Origin of the sequence: Streptomyces sp. NPDC051563 (assembly GCF_044454225.1) — a bacterium.
In the GTDB taxonomy this organism is placed as follows: domain Bacteria; phylum Actinomycetota; class Actinomycetes; order Streptomycetales; family Streptomycetaceae; genus Streptomyces.
This window is the reverse complement of record NZ_JBITDL010000020.1, coordinates 135,564-155,282: the sequence shown is the minus strand read 5'-3', so window position 1 is coordinate 155,282 and position 19,719 is coordinate 135,564. Positions and strand designations below refer to the sequence as shown.

The 19,719-nt window shown below is 74.0% G+C and carries 17 protein-coding genes and 1 pseudogene; 8 read left to right on the top strand and 10 right to left on the bottom strand.

Features of this window, described 5'->3' with window-relative positions; genetic code table 11:
- Positions 1 to 64: 64 nt before the first annotated feature.
- A complete protein-coding gene (locus ACIA8F_RS24545; protein WP_399381872.1) occupies positions 65 to 508 on the top strand; it encodes a ubiquinol-cytochrome c reductase iron-sulfur subunit in 444 nt (147 codons plus the stop codon).
- A gap of 47 nt (positions 509 to 555) precedes the next feature.
- Here the strand turns inward: ACIA8F_RS24545 and ACIA8F_RS24540 are convergent, their stop codons facing one another.
- From ACIA8F_RS24540 to ACIA8F_RS24515, 6 genes are all read right to left on the bottom strand, one after another.
- On the bottom strand, positions 556 to 1,083 hold the full coding sequence (locus tag ACIA8F_RS24540) for an NUDIX hydrolase family protein (RefSeq protein ID WP_399381870.1): 528 nt from the start codon (positions 1,081 to 1,083) through the stop codon (positions 556 to 558).
- Between the two features lie 107 nt (positions 1,084 to 1,190).
- Entirely contained in the window at positions 1,191 to 1,796 is a 606-nt protein-coding gene (locus ACIA8F_RS24535) for a response regulator (RefSeq protein WP_399381826.1), read from the bottom strand.
- The gene (locus ACIA8F_RS24530) at positions 1,793 to 2,980 is read right to left on the bottom strand and encodes a sensor histidine kinase (protein WP_399381824.1); all 1,188 of its coding nucleotides are present in this window, start codon (positions 2,978 to 2,980) and stop codon (positions 1,793 to 1,795) included. Before ACIA8F_RS24530 ends, ACIA8F_RS24535 begins: the two co-directional genes overlap by 4 nt.
- A 51-nt stretch (positions 2,981 to 3,031) precedes the next feature.
- Positions 3,032 to 3,754, bottom strand: coding sequence for an ABC transporter permease (locus ACIA8F_RS24525; RefSeq protein ID WP_399381822.1), 723 nt, complete (start codon positions 3,752 to 3,754; stop codon positions 3,032 to 3,034).
- Positions 3,751 to 4,734: an ABC transporter ATP-binding protein gene (locus ACIA8F_RS24520; protein ID WP_399381821.1), complete on the bottom strand. Its 984-nt coding sequence runs from the start codon at positions 4,732 to 4,734 to the stop codon at positions 3,751 to 3,753. The genes ACIA8F_RS24525 and ACIA8F_RS24520 overlap by 4 nt, the downstream gene beginning before the upstream one ends.
- A 96-nt stretch (positions 4,735 to 4,830) precedes the next feature.
- Positions 4,831 to 5,454 (bottom strand): TetR/AcrR family transcriptional regulator, encoded by a 624-nt coding sequence (locus ACIA8F_RS24515; protein ID WP_399381820.1) that lies wholly within the window; start codon positions 5,452 to 5,454, stop codon positions 4,831 to 4,833.
- On the opposite strand from ACIA8F_RS24515, the pseudogene ACIA8F_RS24510 reads away from it, so the two are divergent.
- From ACIA8F_RS24510 to ACIA8F_RS24500, 3 genes and pseudogenes are all read left to right on the top strand, one after another.
- Positions 5,409 to 6,020, top strand: a pseudogene (locus ACIA8F_RS24510) (MFS transporter); the annotation flags it as partial. The gene ACIA8F_RS24515 and the pseudogene ACIA8F_RS24510 sit on opposite strands and share 46 nt — an antisense overlap.
- A 55-nt stretch (positions 6,021 to 6,075) precedes the next feature.
- Positions 6,076 to 6,474, top strand: a complete 399-nt coding sequence (locus tag ACIA8F_RS24505) for an MFS transporter (protein WP_399381818.1) — start codon at positions 6,076 to 6,078, stop codon at positions 6,472 to 6,474.
- 239 nt (positions 6,475 to 6,713) lie between these two features.
- Positions 6,714 to 7,166, top strand: coding sequence for a hypothetical protein (locus ACIA8F_RS24500; protein WP_399381868.1), 453 nt, complete (start codon positions 6,714 to 6,716; stop codon positions 7,164 to 7,166).
- Between the two features lie 163 nt (positions 7,167 to 7,329).
- Here ACIA8F_RS24500 and ACIA8F_RS24495 read toward each other — a convergent pair whose 3' ends face one another.
- Both ACIA8F_RS24495 and ACIA8F_RS24490 read right to left on the bottom strand, forming a co-directional pair.
- Positions 7,330 to 7,833, bottom strand: coding sequence for a DUF4232 domain-containing protein (locus ACIA8F_RS24495; RefSeq protein ID WP_399381817.1), 504 nt, complete (start codon positions 7,831 to 7,833; stop codon positions 7,330 to 7,332).
- A 225-nt stretch (positions 7,834 to 8,058) separates the two neighbouring features.
- Positions 8,059 to 8,472 carry a hypothetical protein gene (locus tag ACIA8F_RS24490; protein WP_399381815.1) on the bottom strand — a complete coding sequence of 138 codons (414 nt, stop codon included), beginning with the start codon at positions 8,470 to 8,472 and terminating at the stop codon, positions 8,059 to 8,061.
- A gap of 350 nt (positions 8,473 to 8,822) precedes the next feature.
- Between ACIA8F_RS24490 and ACIA8F_RS24485 the strand changes: the two genes are divergently transcribed.
- Entirely contained in the window at positions 8,823 to 9,605 is a 783-nt protein-coding gene (locus ACIA8F_RS24485; RefSeq protein ID WP_399381814.1) for an isocitrate lyase/phosphoenolpyruvate mutase family protein, read from the top strand.
- A gap of 30 nt (positions 9,606 to 9,635) precedes the next feature.
- Here the strand turns inward: ACIA8F_RS24485 and ACIA8F_RS24480 are convergent, their stop codons facing one another.
- Entirely contained in the window at positions 9,636 to 10,679 is a 1,044-nt protein-coding gene (locus ACIA8F_RS24480) for a hypothetical protein (RefSeq protein WP_399381812.1), read from the bottom strand.
- Positions 10,676 to 12,115 carry a phenylacetate--CoA ligase family protein gene (locus ACIA8F_RS24475; RefSeq protein WP_399381811.1) on the bottom strand — a complete coding sequence of 480 codons (1,440 nt, stop codon included), beginning with the start codon at positions 12,113 to 12,115 and terminating at the stop codon, positions 10,676 to 10,678. Before ACIA8F_RS24475 ends, ACIA8F_RS24480 begins: the two co-directional genes overlap by 4 nt.
- A gap of 559 nt (positions 12,116 to 12,674) precedes the next feature.
- Here ACIA8F_RS24475 and ACIA8F_RS24470 point away from each other — a divergent pair.
- Genes ACIA8F_RS24470 through ACIA8F_RS24460 form a run of 3 tightly spaced genes read left to right on the top strand, consistent with a single transcriptional unit; the run spans position 12,675 to position 19,719 of the window.
- The gene (locus ACIA8F_RS24470; RefSeq protein WP_399381809.1) at positions 12,675 to 13,529 is read left to right on the top strand and encodes a DUF4132 domain-containing protein; all 855 of its coding nucleotides are present in this window, start codon (positions 12,675 to 12,677) and stop codon (positions 13,527 to 13,529) included.
- Positions 13,526 to 18,520 carry a hypothetical protein gene (locus ACIA8F_RS24465; RefSeq protein WP_399381807.1) on the top strand — a complete coding sequence of 1,665 codons (4,995 nt, stop codon included), beginning with the start codon at positions 13,526 to 13,528 and terminating at the stop codon, positions 18,518 to 18,520. The genes ACIA8F_RS24470 and ACIA8F_RS24465 overlap by 4 nt, the downstream gene beginning before the upstream one ends.
- Positions 18,517 to 19,719 carry an AAA family ATPase gene (locus tag ACIA8F_RS24460; protein ID WP_399381805.1) on the top strand — a complete coding sequence of 401 codons (1,203 nt, stop codon included), beginning with the start codon at positions 18,517 to 18,519 and terminating at the stop codon, positions 19,717 to 19,719. The genes ACIA8F_RS24465 and ACIA8F_RS24460 overlap by 4 nt, the downstream gene beginning before the upstream one ends.

The window sequence follows — 19,719 nt, the reverse complement described above, 5'->3', positions numbered from 1 at the left end:
CACGGGCGCCCCCCTCCGCATCCGCCGGCACGTCCTGCTGGACGGTGGCATCGCCACCCTGGCCGTGGCCGGAGCGACCCTGCTAACCGGTGCGGCGGCGGCCCGCACCCGCCCGCGCACCAGCCCCGCGTCTCCCGGCACCCGATCGCCCTCGGCTTCCGCCCGGCCCCCGGCTTCGGCTGGGCCCGCGGACCCCGGCTTCGCCGCCGCCTCGGTCCCGGTGGGCGGTGCGCTACGGGTCTCCGCGCCGGGGAGCGGAGACCCGGTCTACGTCCAGCAGCCGAAAGCGGGGGAGTACACCGCCCTGTCCGGGCTCTGCACCCATGCGCGGTGCACGGTGAACCCGCCCAAGGACGGCCGCTTCCTCTGCCCGTGCCACAACTCCTCCTTCGACGCCGCCACCGGCGCCGTCCTGCAGGGCCCGGCCACCGAGGCCCTTGCCCGGTTCGGCATCACCCGCACCGGCGACCGGTTGCACCTGCAGCCGGGCGCGGATCCCACCGGCTGACCTGACGGCGGAGCGGCCGTCCTTTCTCCCACCGTGGCACGGTGCTCTCAGTAGGCGTGCCCCGTGTGGGCGAGTGCCTGCTTGAGCAGTACGCCGTGGCCGCCCGGCATCTCGTCGTGGACGGCCAGCTCGGCGGCCTCCCGGGGACTGAACCAGACCAGGTTCAGCGCGTCCTGCCGGGGCCGGCAGTCGCCGGCCACCGGGACGACGTAGGCCAGCGACACCGCGTGCTGGCGGGGGTCGTGATAGGCGGTGATGCCGGCCGTGGGGAAGTACTCGGCGACGGTGAAGGGCTGGAGGGACGCGGGGACACGGGGCAGGGCCACCGGCCCGAGGTCCTTCTCCAGATGGCGCAACAGCGCGTCACGGACCCGCTCGTGGTGCAGGACGCGTCCGGACACGAGGGTCCGGCTGACCGTCCCGTCCGGGCCCATGCGCAGCAGCAGCCCGATGCTGGTGACTTCGCCGCTCTCGTCCACCCGCACGGGGACCGCGGTCACGTAGAGGATCGGCATCTGGGCCCTGGCCACTTCGAGTTCGTCCGTGGTCAGCCAGCCGGGCGTGGTTTCGGTCATGTCAGACATTGCTTGATCGTACTTTGCAGGTGCCGTGTCGGGGGGATCTGCGCGAGGAAGCGGGTGAACGCTTCAGCGGGCCTTCTGGCCGCATGTACGGTCCGCCGTCAGAGCCAGCCCTGGCGGCGCGCGGCACGGACGGCCTCCATGCGGTTGCGCGTCCCGGTCTTGCCGATCGCCGAGGAGAGGTAGTTGCGTACGGTCGACTCCGACAGGTGGACCCTCGCCGCGATGTCGGCGACGGTGGCACCGTCCACGGAGGCGCTGAGCACGTCCACCTCTCGCGGGGTCAGCGGGTTCGGCCCCGCGCTGAGGGCCGCGGCCGCCAGCGCGGGGTCGATCACGGTCTCGCCCGCGAGCACCCTGCGCACCGCCCGGGCCAGTTCCTCGACCGGCCCGTCCTTCACCAGGAAGCCGGCCGCCCCCGCCTCCATCGCCCGTCGCAGATAGCCGGGCCGGCCGAAGGTGGTCAGGATCAGTACCCGGCAGCCGGGGCACTGGCGGCGCAGGTCCGCCGCCGCGTCGAGCCCGCTACGGCCCGGGAGTTCGATGTCGAGCAGGGCCACGTCGGGCCGGGTCTCCAGGGCGGCGGGCACGATCTCGTCCCCGGCCGCGACCTGCGCCACGACCTCGATGTCATCCTCCAGCCCGAGCAGGAGGGCCAGGGCGCCGCGCATCATGCCCTGGTCCTCGGCCAGCAGGAGCCTGATCATCGGTCCTCGCCTTCCAGTTCGGCCGCCGTGCGTACGGGGCTCTCGTCCACCGGGAGTTCGGCCGTGACCCGGAAGCCCCGGCCACCCGGGGCCGGGCCGCCGACGAGGGTACCGCCGGCCGCGGCGAGCCGTTCCGCAAGCCCCTTCAGACCGCTGCCCGCCGGACCGCCGTCAGCCGGACCACCGCCCGGCGGGTTCGAGCCTACGCCTCCGCCCCCGTCGTCCGTGATCACCAGCCGGACCCGCTCCGCCGCGCCGCGCACCTCGATCTCGCAGCGGGTCGCACCGCTGTGCCGGATCGCGTTCGTCACGGACTCGCGTACCACCCACCCGAGCAGCGCCGCCGTCCGCGGGGGCAGCGGCGGCCCCGACTGCCGTACGACGGGCTCGATCCCGGCGGCGGCCAGAACGCCCCGGGCCCGGTCGAGCTCCCCGGCCAGGCTCGCCTCGCGGTAGCCGGTGACGGCCTCCCGGATCTCGACCAGGGCCTGGCGCCCGACCGACTCGATGTCCGCGACCTGGGCGAGGGCCGCGTCCAGGTCCCGGGGCGCGAGCCGGCGGGCCGCCTCCGACTTCACGACGATCACCGACAGGGTGTGCCCGAGCAGATCGTGCAGGTCCCGGGAGAAGCGCAGCCGCTCCTGTTCCACCGCCGCCCGGGCCAGCTCCTGCCGGGTCTCGCGCAGTTCCCGTACGGTCTCCGACAGGGCGAGGATGGCCGCGGTGACCATGCCGGACAGGAAGGTCCCGTAGACGACGCCGACCGCGCCCCAGCCGTCGTGGTACACGGCGATCGCGCCGCCCACGGCACTGAGTCCGAGGACGGCCACCCCGAGCGTCCGGCCCCGGAGCACGGCTCCGGTGGCGAGACCCAGCAAGGGGAAGAAGGTCAGCCAGCTGCCGCCGTATCCGAGGGCGAGACCGGAGGTGACCAGGCCCATGACGACCAGGCACCAACGGGTGCTCGCGGCTTCCCGCTTGCGCTTGTCGAAGGCGCGGAACACCACGTTGATGTAGAGGGAGTTGAAGATCAGCAGGCCGGCGCCGCCGATCACCGGGTTCGGCGTCTTGCCCTGCAGGATGTTGGAGAAGGCTCCCATGCCCAGCAGGAGCCAGGGCAGCAGGGTGAGGCCGCCGGACACCCCGACGGGTCCGGACCTCCGCCGCTCGCGCCTGCACCTCATGTCCGTGCCCCCTTCTGCGTTCCGTTCCGCTCCGCGGACCTCGCCCATCGCCTACACCGTCCTCGCGGACCGACGGTACGAGAGGACCGCGTACGAACCGAACAGCAGGGCCCATGCCGCGATCACCGCCACCGCTGCGGCGGCGGGGGCCGCGCCCGCGGCGAGGGACTGCCCGATCTCCGCGAAGCGGTGGGTGGGAGTGAGAGCGGAGAGGGAGCGGAGCCAGCGCGGGAAGAGCTCCACGGGGAACCAGAGGCCGCCCACGATGGACAGCAGCAGGTTGCAGCCCATGTTCACCAGGCCGGTGGTCTGGGCGGAGAGGCGGTAGCCGTTGCCCATGCCGAGCAGGGTGAAGGGTACGGCCCCGAGCCAGAGCGCGAGGGCGACGGCCGCCCACTGCCAGGCGTGCAGGCGGACCCCGTTGACGAGCGCACCCGCCGCGAGCACGGCGGCGATGGCGGGCAGCACGACGACCGAGCCGGTCAGCGCCCGGCCGGCCACCACCTGGCGCGGAGTCATCGGGGTGACCCGCAGCTGGCGCAGCCAGCCGGCGCCCTTGTCCTCCGCGATGCCCGTGCCGGTCGACAGGGCCGCGCCCAGGGCCCCGTAGGCAGCCATGGCGACCATGGAGGCGGTCTTCCACTCGGCGGCGTCGGTGCCGAGGTTGGTGAAGAGGAGGTACATCACCACCGGCATGCCGATGCCGAAGGCGACGAATCCGGTGTCGCGCAGGGTGCGGCGGACTTCGAGGCGGACGTACGCCATGACGATCATCGGGCACTCTCCGCGGGAGCGTTCGCGCGGTCGGCAGCGCGGCTGGTCAGGGCGAGGAAGGCGTCCTCGAGGGAGGCGCCGGTGACCTCGAGTCCTCGGACGGCGCCCCGGTGGACGAGGGCGACGACGGTGGCGTCGGGGTCGCTCGTACGCAGCCTCGCGCGGTCCCCGCGCACCTCTACGGCGACCACACCCGGCAGCCCGGCCAGCTCCGCGGTGGAGCGGCCGGCCAGGTCGAAGGCGACCAGGGAGCCGCCGGCGGCACGCCGGAGCCCGTCACCGGTGTCGTCGGCGACCACGCGGCCCCGGTCCAGGACGAGGATGCGGTCGGCGTGGGCGTCGGCCTCCTCCAGGTAGTGCGTGGAGAAGAGGACGGTGTTGCCGCGCCGGGCGTAGGCCCGCATGGACTGCCAGAAGGCGCGCCGGGCCTCGACGTCGAGGGCGGCGGTCGGTTCGTCGAGGACGAGGAGTTCGGGGTTGCCCGCGAGGGCGACGGCGAAGCGGACCCGCTGGGCCTGGCCGCCGGACAGCCGGTCGGCGCGGCGGCCGGCGAGCTCCGTGAGCCCGGCCAGGCCGAGGGCCTCGGCGGCGGGCATCGGAGCGGGGTACGTCCGGGCGACGAAGCCGACGAGCTCCGCCACGGTGAGCCGCGGGACGGGGCGCCCCTCCTGGAGCATCGCGCCGACCCGTCCGGCCGCCACGGCCCGCTCGGGCCTCTCCCCGAAGAGGCGCACGCTGCCCGCGTCGGGCTCGTTCAGCCCGAGCAGCAGGCCGATGGCGGTGGACTTCCCGGCGCCGTTGCGGCCGAGCAGGGCGACGGTCTCGCCGCGCCGGATGTCGAGGTCGAGCGCGGCCACGGCCCGCACGGTCCCGAAGGACTTGGCGGCGTGCCGGAACCGCACCGCGGCCGCCGCGGCCCCGGCCTCCTGCTCTGCTCCTGCTCCGGCTCCCGCCGTCTTGAGCCTCGTCGTCTGCGTCATGTACAGCACGCTACGGAGCAGCCCCCGCCCGGCGGCAGAGCCGCGTGTACGGACCCGGACCGTACAAATGTCACGGCCTCGCCCGTCCCGCAGGGGTTACGCCGTGGCGGGCGCGGCGGTTGCCGCCCAGCCGGCCTCGATGAACGCGAAGCTGACGTCGATGATCTGCGCGGCGTCGTCGAGCGAGCGGATCGACGGGATGATCTCCAGGGCGGTCCGGGCGACGAGGCGGCAGGCGGTGTCGGGGGCGGGCAGGCCGATGTCCGTGGCGATGATCTCGGCGAGGGCGTTCTCGTGGCGGCGCCACATCCCGGCCGAGTACTCCCGCAGGGCGGGCGTGTCCTCGATGAGCTGGTGGAAGCGGCTCAGTTTTGGTTCGTTCCGGGCGGCCTCGACCATCTGGTGGAACCAGCCGCGCAGTGTCTGGGGGACCGAGACGCCGTCGGGCCGGTTCCGCACGGCGTCCAGCAGTAGCTGTTCCTGTTCGCCGTCCTGGTCGAAGACGAGGGCTTCCTTGGACGGGAAGTGGGCGAACAGGGTGGCCGTGGCGACGTCCGCTTCCTGGGCGACCTCGCGTACGCCGACATCGTCGTAGCCGCGCTCGAGGAAGAGCCGCAGAGCCGTGTCGGCGATCAGCTCCCGTCCGCGAGGGTTCGCTGGCCCTGTGGGTCGGCGTGCTGGAATCGGTGAACCCCCTGTGCGCCTTCCTCGTCGCGCCACTGCTGGGCGGCCTGTCCGACCGGATCGGGCGGCGCCCGGTGCTGATCATCAGCGCGTTCGGGGCTGCGGCCGGCTACGCGATATTCGGTGTCGGCGGCGCACTGTGGGTACTGGTCGCCGCCCGGGCCCTGCAGGGACTCGCGGCGGGGGACATGCCCGCGATCTTCGCCTACGTCGCCGACATCACCCCGGCCGAGGACCGCACCAAGCGCTACGGCCTGCTCGGCGCCCTGACCGGCGTGGGTATGATGATCGGCCCCGCGATCGGCGGCGTCCTGTCGAAGATCAGCCTGAACGCCCCGGTCTTCGCGACCGCGCTGATCGCCGCCCTGGTCGGTCTCGCCGCCATCTTCGCCCTGCCCGAGAGCCTGGCGCCCCACAACCGGTCCAAAAAGCTCCGCTTGGAGGAACTACACCCGTTCAAGGTGCTCAAGGACGCCTTCGCGCGCACCGAACTGCGCACGCTCCTCATGGGTTTCCCCTTGATCAGCATCCCGTTCTACTTCTACGTCAACAACCTCTCGGTCCTGGGCAAGGACAGCGTGGGCTGGGGCCCGGCCCAGATCGGCCTGCTGCTGTCGGCCGCCGGCATCCTCGACATCGTCATCCAGGGCGGACTGGGTGCCCCGGATCGGCGAGCGCGGCGTGGTCATCTCCGGGATCGTCGCCCAGGGCGTCGGCTGCGCCGGCATGGCCGTGGTCGCCTTCAGCCTCGACGCGCCCCAGCTCCTGGCCGTGGCAGCCCTCCTGTTCGCCTCCGGCCAGGGAGCGATGACCGCGGCACTCGACGGACTGATGTCGAACGCCGTCGGCGCCGACGAACAGGGCTGGCTGGCCGGAGGCATCTCCTCCATCGGCTCGGCGATCCAGATGACCGCCCCACTGCTGGCCGGATGGCTGTACGCGAGCACCGGCCACGCCACGCCCTACACCCTCGGCCTTCTCATGATCATCGCCGCTGCGGTGCTGCTCTTCCGCACGGCGTCCAGTCCGGCCCGCCAGTCGGCCTCCGCCCCGTAAGGGAGCCGCGGAGACCGGCCCGGGCGGACTCGGGGGCCTCGCACCCCGGTCGGGGACTGGATCGCAGAGTCCCGTCGGGCACGGCACCGCCGCCTCCTCGGCGCGGACCCGGAGGCGGCCACCCTTGTCACCGGCCCCTGCATCCATTCGGGCGAAACCCGCCCAGAGTGCTGTGCCACGCACCCGAAGGCGCGCCATGGTCTCACCGAGACGTCGGGCTCCAAGAAGGGGACGGAACATTGCACCTGAGGCGTACCGGAACGATCCTCGGCGCGGCCGCGCTGGCCGTGCTGACCCTGCCGGCCGACGGGCACGCCGCGGCCATCGCGTGCGGAGGAGGTGTGGCGACCGGGAGGGTGGCGGTCAACGGCTGCATCAGCGCCGAGCGGGGCTCCGTGGGCAGGTTCCCCACGCGGGAGATCACGGCGTACATCAAGGCGCGCAACACGGGAAAGAAGGGCCTCAACCTCTCCTACGAGGCCTTCTTCCGCGTCGTCGACGGCGGTCACTGGGAGAAGGTGGGCAGCGGCCGCACCTACCTCGCGCCCGGCGCGGCCATCGACCCCACCGCCGTGGGGAGCACGACCCGGGTATGCGGCCCGGTGAAGGTGGAGATCCGCGTCCACGCCCGGGCCGACGGCGCCGCCTGGAGCGGCTGGTCCCCGGCCGTCACGAAACAGTGCCAGACCTGACCTTCACCCCGAACCCGCCCTGACCTCCCGCAGGTCCCGAGCGGGCCCCGGCGCGCGCCGGCCGTCTCGCCCCGGCCCGGCGGCCCGGGGCGAGATGGCCGTGATGCTGCCGGGGGAGCGCGGCTCGCGGCCACCGCGGGCTCACGGGCTCACCAGTGGGGCGTCAGGCTCCGGGCCGGACCGGCCCGATGATGGTTCCGGGGGCGACTTCGAAGCTCCCTTCGGCCACGGAGGTGCCCGGGATCTCACCGCCCGGCGCCCTGAGCGTGAAGGTCGCCTCATCGGCCCGGACCCGGTGGCCGTCGTTGGGGACCTGGATGTCGAAGTGGACGGGGCGGCCCGGCCCGAAGGTCACCACGGCGCCCTGATCGCCGTACCGCCCGGCCCTGACGGCGAGCGCCGAGCCGTGGTGCGCGAAGGCCACGCCGGTCGGGGAGCCGGCCAACTGGCAGGCCGCGTACCCGTTCGCTGCGGTCAGCGTGACACGGAAGTGGACGTGCCCGGAGCTCGCCCGGTCCCGGGTGATCTTCGCGAGGTGGTTGGCCGGCCGGCAGGCCGACGGAGCGGCGGCGTTGTCCACTGCCGCGGCCCGGGCGGTACCCGCCCCCGCGACGGCGGCCAATGCGAGGGCGGCAGCGACAGTGGCGGGCGTGCGGTTCAGGCGCATGGGGACTCTCCATGATGTGCGTGTTGCTTCCACAGACCTTCCCCACGGAACCACGGATCGGCCCGTTCCCCGCTCGACGCGGCCGCACGGAGCAGCCCCGTCAGCAGAGCGGTGCGGGATGCGGCGAAACGGCGATCGCCGCGACGAGGCGTTGACGCCCGATCGCCCCGATGAGGCGTTGACGCTCACGGCCGACAGCCGCGCCGACCAGTCACGGGCACTGCCTCACCGGACGGTGACCACGACGCTGGCCGTGGCGGGCCGGACTGCCGGTGGTCCGCCGGCGTCGTAGAGAACCTTCCCGGTGACGGGGTTCACCGTCGCAGCGAACAGCCGCTCACGACCGGATACCTCCGCCGCGACGAAGTACGCGCCGCTGGAGTCGCGTTCCAGTGCGACGAACGAGATGTCGGCGCCTCCGGACACCTCGATCACGTCGTCGGCGCCGAAGGAACCGCCGGCGTCCCCACGGGCCGAGCCGGACCCGGCGGGTGCCTGCGCTTCGTAGACGGCGACGATCCGCCCGGACGGATCCACCACGTTGAGCTGGGCCGGAATCGAGGTTCCGCCCAGCGCCACGAGCACCGGCGCCTCGTCGCGGTAGTAGAGAGCCAACGTCGCCACGCTTGTGTCGGACACAGCTGCACCTTTCGGCAGTCAGGCATTCAGGCAGTCAGGCAGTCAGGCATTCAGGCATTCAAGGAATCGGGCAAACCTGTCATGACCCGGACCCGGCGGCGTGCGAGCCCGCACGCCCACGTGGACCCTTACGGCCGGCCGGTTGCCGGCTCCCTCGGGACGCAGGTCGTCCGGTTGCGGCCTGCCGTGGTCTGGTGCCCAGGCCCTTGAAGTTCAACCCGCCTCAGAGGAGTTCGATGCCCGTGATCCCGCCCCGGCTGAGGCAACGGACCCGGCGTTGGACAATGGCTCTGCGGCTCCCCCCGGACCGTGTACACGCTCACCGCCGGTCCAGTTGAGGAGAAGCTCCGTTGAGTACCCCGTTCCACGCTCTGCATCACACGGACCGCCCGCTGCTGCTGCCCAACGCCTGGGACTTCGCGTCGGGTGCGGCCCTGGCCGCCGTCGGGTTCGCCGCCGTGGGGACGACCAGCCTCGGCGTTGCCGCGGGCAACGGCCTTCCGGACGCCGCGGGACTGGCCCGTACGGAAACCCTCGCACTGGCCGGACGGCTGGTCCGGCTGCCGTGTCCGGTCACCATCGACATCGAGGCCGGGTTCGCCACCGACCCGGGAGCAGTCGGTGACCTCGTGTCCGAGCTCGCCAGCCTGGGGGTGGCCGGAATCAACATCGAGGACGGACGCGGTGACAGCCTCGCCGACCCCGCCGCGCAGTCGGAACTGATCCGCGCGGTGAAGCGTCGCGCTCCCGGAGTCTTCGTCAACGCCCGCACGGATCCCTACTGGTTGGGCGTCGCCGACCCGCTCTCCGCGACGCTCGAGCGCGCGAAGCGGTACACGGACGCCGGCGCCGACGGGATCTTCGTGCCGGGCCTGGCCGAGGAGGCGGACATCGCCACGGTGACCGCGGCCCTGCCGCTGCCCGGCAACGTGCTGTACGAGCCCGCCCTGGGGCTTCGACGGCTGGCGGACCTGGGCGTGCGCCGCGTCAGCACCGGCTCGCTCCTGTTCCGCGCATCCCTGCACGCCGCCGTCGGCGCGGCGCTCGCGATCCGCGACGGCGGTGCGTTGCCGGCCGGAATCCCCGGCTACGCGGAAGTGGACGCGCTCAGCCGCCCGCCGGAGCCCCGCTGACGGTCACGCCGCGCCGGGGCTCCGGGCGGATCAGGTCCTCGGCGGCACGGCGAGGACGTCCGGCAGGCCGGGATGGCCGGCCTCCCGGGCGGCGCGGCGGGCGGCCCCCGGCGAGGCCCCGGCCGCGATCACCCGACCCGCTTCCACGGCCAGCCAGGTCCCCTCCGGATGGGTGCTGCGATCGGCGTCCGCGGCCGTCGACAGCGCACCGGCCCAGGCGGTCGCAGGCCGGCCGTCCGGCCTGGGATCCGCGGCGCCGCGCCAGTCGCGGGTCCGTCGTTCAGCGCCGTGACGGGACCGCAAGTACAGGTAGTGGGCCGCGATGCAGGGCCCGAGCGGTGTCAGCAGGGGAACTCCACCGTGCAGCAGGCCGGTGACCGCCCCGAGCAGCACCGCACCAACCACCGTCACGCCGATGGCCACGGCGTACGCGCCGGCCCGGCGGCCGTAGGCCTTCGTCGCGGCCAGGGGCCACAGCGTCAGCATCAGGCAGTCGCCCAGCCCGGCCGCGATGGTGGAACCGTTGCCGGCGATGGTGAGCAGCGGGGTGAAAGGGGTGCCGGCCACGTGCCGCACCAGATCCGCGGTGACCGAGCCCAGGCCGGTGGCGAGGAGGTCGTAGGGCGCCAGCAGGGCGGCGAGGGCGGCGACCTGAGCGGCCGTCATACCTGTCTGCACCCACATGTTGCCGACCGCGATCACGGCCAGTACGAGCAGCAGGTCCCCGCAGACGGTGTGCAGCGGCTCCCAGCCGGCGAGTCCGGACGCCATGACGAGGCCGCCGAGGCCCACCGCGAGGGCGGCGGCCGTCCTCCCGCCGGTCAGCGGTGCCAGGCCGGCTCCGCAGGCGAGGGTGAACACCGTGCCGAACACGACCCCGACCAGGGTCGCCGGCAGGTGGAGGTAGACCAGCGGCAGCGTGCTCAGGACGACGAACATCACCGCGATGTCGGAGCGGGTGAACCTCCCGACCGGCGGACGCGGCATCGTCACGTGACGCAGGTACAGCGCGGAGCCGGCGATGGTCGCGCAGAGCGCGCCGACCAGCGTCAGCGCCTGCGCGGCGGGGGTCACCGTCCGCTCCGCACCGGGCGGCGGCCCTCGGCGGGCAGTTCGAAGCTGTGCTCGATCAGATCGGCTCGGGCCGGGCAGGGGAGCGGCAGTTCGTCCAGGTCCTTGACGAGGACCACTCCGGCCAGCGGCAGGTGCCGGGACCGCTCCTCGACGCGGGCCAGCAGCGCCGGCGTCGCCGCCCGCCCGGCCACCGCGTACAACAGCGGGCCGCCCGGGTCCTCGACCACCGCGAACCGGGTGGGCAGCGGGATCGCCCGCTCGGCCTGCAGGACGTCGAGGACGGCCCGGGTGGTGAGGTCCCGTACTCCGCCGCTCTGCCGGCCCAGGATCCGGGAGGTGGCGGGCATCGCGCTCAGCGAGCAGGCGGGGGTTTCGGCGTCCGGCAGCCGGCGTACGAGGTCGCCCGTCTCGTAGCGCAGCAGGAGCGTGGTGTCCCGGTACTGGGCGTAGGGGGTGACGACCAGACCGCCCACCTCGCCGGGCAGGGTCGGCGCGCCGGTGAGCGGGTCGAGTATCTCCACGTGGGCCTGCTCCGAGGACAAGTGCAGGTGGCCCGCCTCGCAGGACAGTCCGGCGGTCGGCAGGGTCTCGGTCATCGAGTAGGCGTCGATGACCCTCGCGCCCAGGGCCGCTTCCGCACGCAGCCGGAGCGGGTCGCTGAGCACCTCGCCGCCGACCAGGATCTCCCGCAGCCCGAAGTCGGCCGGCAGCCAGCCGTCCTCCTCGGCCGCCTGTACGATCCGCCCCAGCAGGGAAGCCGTCGTGATCAGATGGGTGACCTGCGGTTCCTTGCCCGGTACGTGCAGGGGCGCGGCGAGCCTGTCGAGGATGATCAGCGGGTCCACGGTACCCATGGCGATGAATCCCGCGCCGATCATCGCCAGGGCCTGCTGGACGACGGTCTTGGCCAGCGTGGCCCGGGAGCTGATGGTGCTCATGACGATGTGCCGGCTGCGGCATCCGCTGACCATCAGCAGTGACATCGCCGACAGCGCGGCGGCCAGCTCCAGTTCGTAGCGGGAGAACCACACGCTCGTCGGCGTCCCCGTGGTGCCCGTGGTCTGCGCCAGCAGGACCGGCTCCGAACGCTCGGAGACGAAGGCGGACGGGGCGGCGCGCAGCGCGGACTTGGGGGTCGGCGCGAGCATCGCCAGGGAGTCCAGGGTGATGTGCCGGGGATCGATGCCCGCCTCCGCGAAATGCCGCCGGTAGTACGGCACATGGGCCGCGGCGTCCTGGACCGTCCGGCGCAGTCGGCGGTCGGCCATCACGCGGTGGATCTCCGGGTCCGGTTCGGCGCCGCCGGGCAGCATCGCGGAGGCCTCCTCACCGGGATCGCCGAACTCCTCGATCGTGGCCCGCAGGTCGGCGACGGTGCCGCGCAGGTTCACCGGGTCCAGCCGGCCACCGCGCAACACGGCAGCTCCGTAGCGCATCTGACGGATCATCGTCGCGAACACCCGCAGCAGATCCCTTCGTCCCGGGGCGACGGTGGCCGGCCGGCCCTGGCCGGCCACCGCGTGCTCAAGCAGTGGTCATTGCCCTGGTGCTGGTCAGCCGGTCACGAACACCGCGGCCGTCAGCGTGCTGACCGCGTACCGGGCGTACCGCCCGAAAACCTTCACCATGAGAACTCCTTCGACATGCGGCCCCGGGATCTCCGTGGCCGCGGCCAGTGTGCGCTCCGGGCCCGGAGCGGGTCTTGTAGAAATCGGAACCCCGGCCGGCGCACGGCCCGGCCCCCGGTGAATGCCCTGGCCCGGACGTCCGGACGTCCACCTGCCCGGCTGTCGCCGTCGCGGCGGGCGGAGCGCCGTGCGGAGCGCCGTGCGGGCCCGCGTTCCGGCCCTCCCGCCCGCCCTGTGGAGCTGGCGGAAGCATTGTCCGAGGCTGCCCCTAGAGTCACACCAACATGATCGCGGCGGCGCTGCGACCGGGGGGTGTGCCTTGCCGTGTCATGCCCTGGACCAGGCCGTCTGACCGAGGAGACAGCACATGGGGTGGGTTCCGGCCGGCGACTACGAAGTCGCCCTCGACGACGGGAAGGTGGTCTGCCGCAATGCGGCGGGTCGCCGGCTGAAGACGGTCCCCGCGAAACTCGCGGACGACCCGGCCGTGGTCGGACTGCGCCAGCTGGTGGAGTGGCTGGACCGGCACGAACGCCAGTGCGCGGCCGACGTGGAGCGCTGGATGGTGCGCTCGCTGCCCGTCCCCGTCGCGGTCATCGCGCAGGTGTGGCAGGACACGGCCTGGCGCTCCGCGCTGTACGACCTCATCGTCACGGGCGAGGACGGCGACGTCGCCGGATTCCTGCGCGACGCCGACCCCGTACGGGGCCTCGGCCTGGTCGACCTCGACGGCGACACGGTGCGCGTCAGCCCCGAGCTGGTCCGCATCCCGCACCCGGTGCTGCTGGCGGACCTGGAAGAACTCCGCGAGTTCGCGGTCGAACTGACCGTGGAGCAGCGGGTGCAGCAGCTCTTCCGCGAGGTCTGGCACCGCCCGGCGGACCTGGACCCGGAGACCGCCTCGGTCGACGACTACGCGGGCGGCGCCTTCAAGGAACTCCGGTTCCTGCACGGGCGCACCACCCAGCTCGGCTACCGGGCCCGCGGCGGCCAGGCGGTGTGCCCGGTGGTCGAGGACGGCGCGACGGTCGAGGCGCGCATCTGGATCGGCGACTACGACGGCTACGAGCGGACCGAGACCGGCTCGCTGACCTGGAACGACGCCGCGGGCCGGGCACTGACCGCCGGACAGGTCGGCCCGGTCGCCTGGTCGGAAGGCATGCGCATGGCGGCGGCCCTGTACGCGGGACGCGACATCGACGACGAGGAGCAGGCGGCATGAGCACCACCGGTATGAGCACTGACATCACCCGGGCCGCGGCCCTGCTGGACGCCGGGGCCGTCCTGCGCGCCGGCACCGTCGCCCGTGACGACGCCGACACCCTCACCGCCCGCACCTACACCCACCCGGCCCTGGACGACCGGCGCGTGGTGCGCCTGGTGGCCGGCACCCTGGGCGAGGCCGAGGACCTGGCACTGGACTTCCTCGGACTCGCCCGCGAACCCGACGCCCCCGAGGTGGGGCAGGTGCGCCGCGAGACGCTGGGCTTCCCGGCCTGGGCCCTGGTCAACGATCCGGCCAACGGCCACCACGCGCTGGCCCTGGTCAAGGACATGGAACGGCTGGCCCGCCAGGCCAAGTCCCGGGCCGGCGCCGCCAAGGACGGCTTCGAGGCACTCGCCACCCGGCTCGGCCGCGCCGTACCGCATTTCCTGCCGACGTTCTACGAGCAGGCCGCGCGCGTCTTCCTCCAGCACGACAACAGCACCTACGCCGCGACGCTCTTCGGCAAGGCGCGCGCCGCCGAGCGAGTCCACGGCCTGCCGGTCGACGAGGAGCGGCAGCGGGCCGTCTTCCTGGAGTTCGCCTTCGCCGGAGCCCTCACCGTCAAGGCGCTCAAGGACCACGCGCAGGACCTTTCGCGTCGCCTCGACCCGGCCGAGGCCTGGGCGCAGTTCCGCCGGCTCGCCGTTGAACGCTGTGGTGCGGGCATGGCGCCGTACGCCGCCCTGCCGCAGGACGCCCGTGCGCTGGTCAAGGCCGCGGGCCTGGACCGGGAGACCGCCGAGAGCGCCTTCGTCGGCGACCTGATCGCCTCACCGAGCATCGTCCGGGCCCCCGCGTCGTTCTGGACCGCCTACCGCCCGACCCTGGTGGCGCTCGCCGCCGCACGGCCGGAGATCCGCATCCGCCTGCTGGAGATCATGCCGACCGGCCTCGGCACCGGCCGGAAGGCCGACGAGGACTGGCTGACGCTGCTCGCGGAGACCGGCGCGGACGCCCTGCTCACCGACGCGCAGAGCACGGACGGCGTCGACCCCGCGGACTGGCTCAGCCGCTGGGCCCTGCACCGCAAGCACGGCTCGTCCAGTGCGCAGCGCTGCCCGCGCACCCTGGCCCTCGTCGAACGCATGGCCCCCCGGCTGCGCGCTGACGGCCGCCCCGTCGACCTCTTCCAGGGACGCTGGCACGCGGGCGCCGACCTGGACCTGCTCGACGCCTGTGTCGCCCGGGACATTCCCGTCGCCGAACCGGCGGCGGGCGCCAACGTCCACCTCCCGCTGGAGCGCTGGATCGGCGACGACACCCCGGGCCGCCGCGACCTGACGGCCGTCGCGGCCCGCCCCCGCTTGCGCCGGCTGCTGTACGACGCGCTGAACGGCATGAACGGCCACCGTTCGAAGGACTCCGTGCTCGCCGCGATCGCCGCCCACCCGGTGCTCGGCGCCGTGCTCCACGACTGGCTGCGCGATCGCGCCGCGGAACTCACCGGGGCAGCGGGACTGCCCGGCTCGCGAGCGGCGCTCCGGCGCCTGTCGTCCTTCCGCGCGGTCGCCGGCCGGGTCAACCCGCAGGCCATCGCCCGGATCGCCGCCCACGACCTGGCGCCGCTCCTCGGCGCCTCCCTGCGCGCGGGCGTCCTCGACGAACTGGGCTGGCCCGCGCTCGAGGAGACCTACCGGCGACTCGACACCGACCGGAACGACCAGCACCACTGGATGGTCGTCGCCGAGGCCTGGCCCGCCCTGGTCCTCGCCAACCGCCACACGGCCGTCGTGGTCGGCCCCGAGGGGGTGCTGCTCGAACACGAGCTGCGTCTGCCCGCCGACCTGGACCGCTGGCGGCGCCCCCGCTTCCGGTACACCGACGGCGAACTGCTGGTCATCTGGGCGGAGGACCGCAAGCAGCGCGCGTACTGGTCGAACCGCCCCGGCGAACCCTTCACCCTCGGCGGCGAGCAGCTCCCGCAGTGGTGGAACGGACAGGACGTCGGCACCCCGTCGCTGCCCCTGCCCGGCGGCGGCCGCGCCACCGGCGGCCGCACCCTGCACGCGGGCGACACCACCCTGCCGTCCACCCGCCCCGTGCTGGGCGACGGCACCGGGTACTGGCGCCAGGGCAAGCAGGGCCGCGACCACTGCTGGGCCGAGTACGACCCGGCGGGCGGCACCCACGGCCGCGCTTCGCTGCCCGCCTTCCTGCAGTCGGGGATCCGCGAAGGCGCCCGCCTCGTGACCGGGCAGTGCGAGGTCCTGCCGCTGCTGCCGGGCCTGGAGAGCACGCCGTTCGGCACCGACGGCACCGTCCTGGGCCGCTGGGTACGCACCGAGGGACAGGACCCCGACCGCCGGGTCACCGCCGGGACCCCCGACGGACGGACCGTCACCCTGGCCGTCGCACCGGGCCGCCGGGACCACCCCGTACCGCTGGGCGCCCTGCGGCTGCCGGGCGGAGCCGCGCCCCTCGCCGCCGTCGTCGGCGGAGCCGTCGAGCTCTATCCGGCGGGCGCCGTCACCACCGACGCGCTGGGATCGGTCCCCCTGGGAGAGGAGGGCGGCGAGTACGCCGCCGGCACCCGGTACGTGCCGCCGCCCGCGTTCTGGCACGCCCTGCGCCCGCGCGACGAGCGGGGCTCGGCCGCCCTGCGCACGGTCACCGACGCGCAGATCGCGACCCTCCTCGACACCGTCACCACGGCACTGGCCGCGCGGAAGGCCGCGGTCGCCGCCGACCCGTCGTACACCGGTCCCACCTCCGACGAGCTCATCGAGGCAGCCGTCGCCGCGGCGCTCCCCGCGCTGACCGACGCCCGGCTGCTCACCGGCGTGAGCGTGCTCGTGCGGACGGCCGAGCGCCATCGCACCGACATCGCCGCGTACGTAGCGCCCCCGCAGGACGAACCGAACGGCGGGAAGCGGCACGGAGACGGGATGTACGCCGACCACCGGCCCGTCCACGGGGACGACGCGACCCTGACCGCCGCCGTGCACGGGATCGCCGCGCCGGGCAGACACGGCTACTGGGGGCGCGAAGCGAAGTGGAGCGGTCTCCAGCAGATCCTCTCCGTCAACCAGGTCCTGTCCGGCAGGCCCGCCGACGGCAAGCCGCTGCCCGACCCCACCGCGTTGCCCGCACTCGGCGACGGCTGGACGAGCGAGACCCACACCGTCCCCGGCATCGAGCTCGGATGGCTGCCGTTCCTGGACGTCCTCGCCCCCCTCGCCTACCGCGCTGCCGCCCCCACCACCAGCGGTGAACACCGGGAGGCGCTGCTGCTCCTCCTGGAAGCGGTCGCCACCGGCCCGCTCGCCAACCCCGCGGGCGCCCTGCGACAGGTCCTGCTGTGCGAGGAGGACGCCGAGGACCAGGCCGGCAAGAAGCAGCGGATCGGCCAGGTGCTGCGCCGCGGCACCCGCACGGTGGTGATCCTCGGACGGGAGTACACCCGCCGCGACGACCGCGTCCACTGGCTCGCCCTCGACCACGACCCGGAAGGGGCGTTCGGCCAGATCGGCGGCTTCACCCACCACGAGGACCAGCAGTACAGCCCCGCCCTCCCGCACGAGCGCCTGCTCCCGCTGATCCACCTCGTCCGCGAGCGCGGCGCCGCCCCGTGGCGGCCCGAGGCGCCCGTCGCACTCGACGCCGCCACCGGGATGGGGCCCGCACAGGCAGCCCTCCTCGTCGCGGCGGGGACCGGTGACATCGACGCCGCAGGGCTGGCCCTGGTGGGCCTCAAGGCCCGGCAGGCCGAACGGGCCGACGCCCGGCTGAGCGGGCTCGGCCGCACCAACCGGCTGGCACTGCTGGACGCCCTGCTCCCCGCCGACCCCGCCGACCTGTGGGAAACCGGCCCCGACACCGCGTCGGCCGCCAAGACCTGGGCGGAGCGCCTGGGATCGCTGGTCCGGCTGCCCGAGGAACTGGGCGACGTCCTGGCCGGGGTATCCACCGCGTCGGCCGAAGACGTCCTCAACCCCGGCACCACCCCGTGGCTCAGCCGCACCACTGCGATGCGGCTCGACAAGGACGGCAACCTCGTCGCGGAGGACCCGGCCGCGGTCCCCGGCCGCGGCCACCTCACGAGCGCCGTGGCCGCACTCAGCGGGCTCGCCTACGGACTGCCGTACGGCCATCCGCTGCGCGCCCACCTGCCGGCCGGACTCGCCGCGCTGCGCCGGCGCCTGGCCGACCCCGGCCTCATCCTCGACCTGGACGTGGAGTGGACGGAGAAGGGCACCGCGACCGCCGCCCCGCTGCGCACCGCGTACGGCCTGCCCGCCACGGGAGGGGCAGGAGCCGACGGCCTCACCCGGCTCGGCGACGCCCTCGTACTGCGCCCCTGGTACGGCGACACCGAGATGACGCTGGTACGTACGGCCGGGCTCACCGGAGCGGACGATCCCGTCTTCGGGCTGCTCGAAGGGCTGGTCGGCCCTGGCCGTGCCCACTCCCTGGCCGCCGTGCGGGCCCTGCTCGGCGACGAACTCGAACAGGCCGTCCTGGCCGGGTCGGCTCCCGGCGGCTTCACCGGATACGCCCAGGACCCCGCCCGCTCGGTACCGGAGCTGGTCACCGAGGTGGCGGCGACCCACGGGCTGGGCGACGACGCGGCCGTGCTCTACCTGCAACTGCTCGCACTGCCCGACCCGACCGACCGCGACCGCGCCCGGTGGACCGGCTGGACGCCGGGCCGGTCGAAGAAGGCCAGGACCGAACTGGCCGCCACCGGCCTGGTCCTGGAAGCCAAGCGGTCCCGCGCGGGCCGGACCCTGTTCCTGCCCTGCGGCTGGCACGACTTCAAGGCCCCCGCCCTGCCGGTGGAGACCTGGAAGGAGCCCCTCTACCCGCTCCGCGGCCACGCCCGAGCCGTGCCGCACCTGCCGGTGCCCGCCCTGTTCGCCCGCGCATGGGGCCGGGTCAAGGACGGCGACGCCCCCGCATTCGAAGAACTCACCACCCGTGCCACCCGGAAGGGCCGCCGCCGATGACCACCACCCACACCCCTGCTCCCGCAGCCTCGTCCACACCCCCGTCCGCGCCCCCGTCCGCCCGGCAGGTCAGTCCGCCTGAGGACCGCCACGCCACCGAGCTTGCCTTCCTCGCCGCCTACGACGACGGCCCCCGCCCGCCCGCCTGGCGGCTGAGCCCGCGCGCCGTCGTCACCTTCGTGATGGGCAGCGCTGGCGAGGCCCTGCGGCTGCCCGAGGGCGCGGCGCCCGACGGCGTCCCGCGCAAGCTGGTGATCGAGCAGAAGTTCGTCGGCGACCGCGCCCTGGTGGAACGCTGCGTCGTCACCCTCGCAGGCGAGCGCGGGCTGCTGCTCGTCGGCGAACCCGGCACCGCCAAGTCGATGCTCTCCGAGCTGCTGTCCGCCGCCGTGTGCGGCACCAGCGGCCTGGTGGTGCAGGGCACCGCCGGCACCACGGAGGACCAGCTCAAGTACGGCTGGAACTACGCGCTCCTCCTGGCCCAGGGCCCCACCCGGCAGGCCCTGGTCCCCTCCCCGGTCCTCACCGCCATGACACGGGGCGCGGTGGCCCGCGTCGAGGAGATCACCCGCTGCCTGCCCGAGGTCCAGGACGCCCTGGTCTCCCTCCTGTCGGAACGGCGCATCGCCGTCCCGGAACTGGCCGGCAGCGCCGACGCCCTCGCCCACGCCGCACCCGGCTTCACCCTCATCGCGACCGCCAACCTCCGCGACAAGGGCGTCTCCGAGATGTCCGCCGCCCTCAAGCGCCGCTTCAACTTCGAGACCGTAGGCCCCATCGGCGACCTGGACGCCGAGACCGCCCTGGTACGCCGCCAGGCCCACGCGGCCGTCACCCGGGCCGGAGCCGCCTTCGAGGTGGACGACGCCGTCCTCGAAGCCCTCGTGACCGCCTTCCGCGACCTGCGGGACGGGCGGTCGGCCGAAGGCTGGGAGGTCGAGCGCCCCTCCACGGTGATGAGCACCGCGGAGGCGGTGTCCGTGGCCGGTTCGCTGGCCCTGGCCGCCGCGTACTTCCCCGGCGACCGGGACGTGCTGTCCCTGCTCCCCGGCCACCTGCTGGGCGTGGTCCGCAAGGACGACCCGGCCGACGCCGCCCGGCTGCTGGGCTACTGGGACGGCGCGGTGCGCCGCCGCGCCGAGCAGGGTTCTGCGACCTGGCGCACCCTGTGGGACCTGCGCCCGGCCCTGGAGAACTGA

Bases quoted from the DNA above. Each gene is read 5' to 3' on its own strand.
- ACIA8F_RS24540 (WP_399381870.1), bottom strand. From the start codon at position 1,083: ATGACCGAAACCACGCCCGGCTGGCTGACCACGGACGAACTCGAAGTG.
- ACIA8F_RS24535 (WP_399381826.1), bottom strand. From the start codon at position 1,796: ATGATCAGGCTCCTGCTGGCCGAGGACCAGGGCATGATGCGCGGCGCC.
- ACIA8F_RS24530 (WP_399381824.1), bottom strand. From the start codon at position 2,980: ATGAGGTGCAGGCGCGAGCGGCGGAGGTCCGGACCCGTCGGGGTGTCC.
- ACIA8F_RS24525 (WP_399381822.1), bottom strand. From the start codon at position 3,754: ATGATCGTCATGGCGTACGTCCGCCTCGAAGTCCGCCGCACCCTGCGC.
- ACIA8F_RS24520 (WP_399381821.1), bottom strand. From the start codon at position 4,734: ATGACGCAGACGACGAGGCTCAAGACGGCGGGAGCCGGAGCAGGAGCA.
- ACIA8F_RS24495 (WP_399381817.1), bottom strand. From the start codon at position 7,833: ATGCGCCTGAACCGCACGCCCGCCACTGTCGCTGCCGCCCTCGCATTG.
- ACIA8F_RS24475 (WP_399381811.1), bottom strand. From the start codon at position 12,115: ATGCGCTACGGAGCTGCCGTGTTGCGCGGTGGCCGGCTGGACCCGGTG.
- ACIA8F_RS24470 (WP_399381809.1), top strand. From the start codon at position 12,675: ATGGGGTGGGTTCCGGCCGGCGACTACGAAGTCGCCCTCGACGACGGG.
- ACIA8F_RS24465 (WP_399381807.1), top strand. From the start codon at position 13,526: ATGAGCACCACCGGTATGAGCACTGACATCACCCGGGCCGCGGCCCTG.
- ACIA8F_RS24460 (WP_399381805.1), top strand. From the start codon at position 18,517: ATGACCACCACCCACACCCCTGCTCCCGCAGCCTCGTCCACACCCCCG.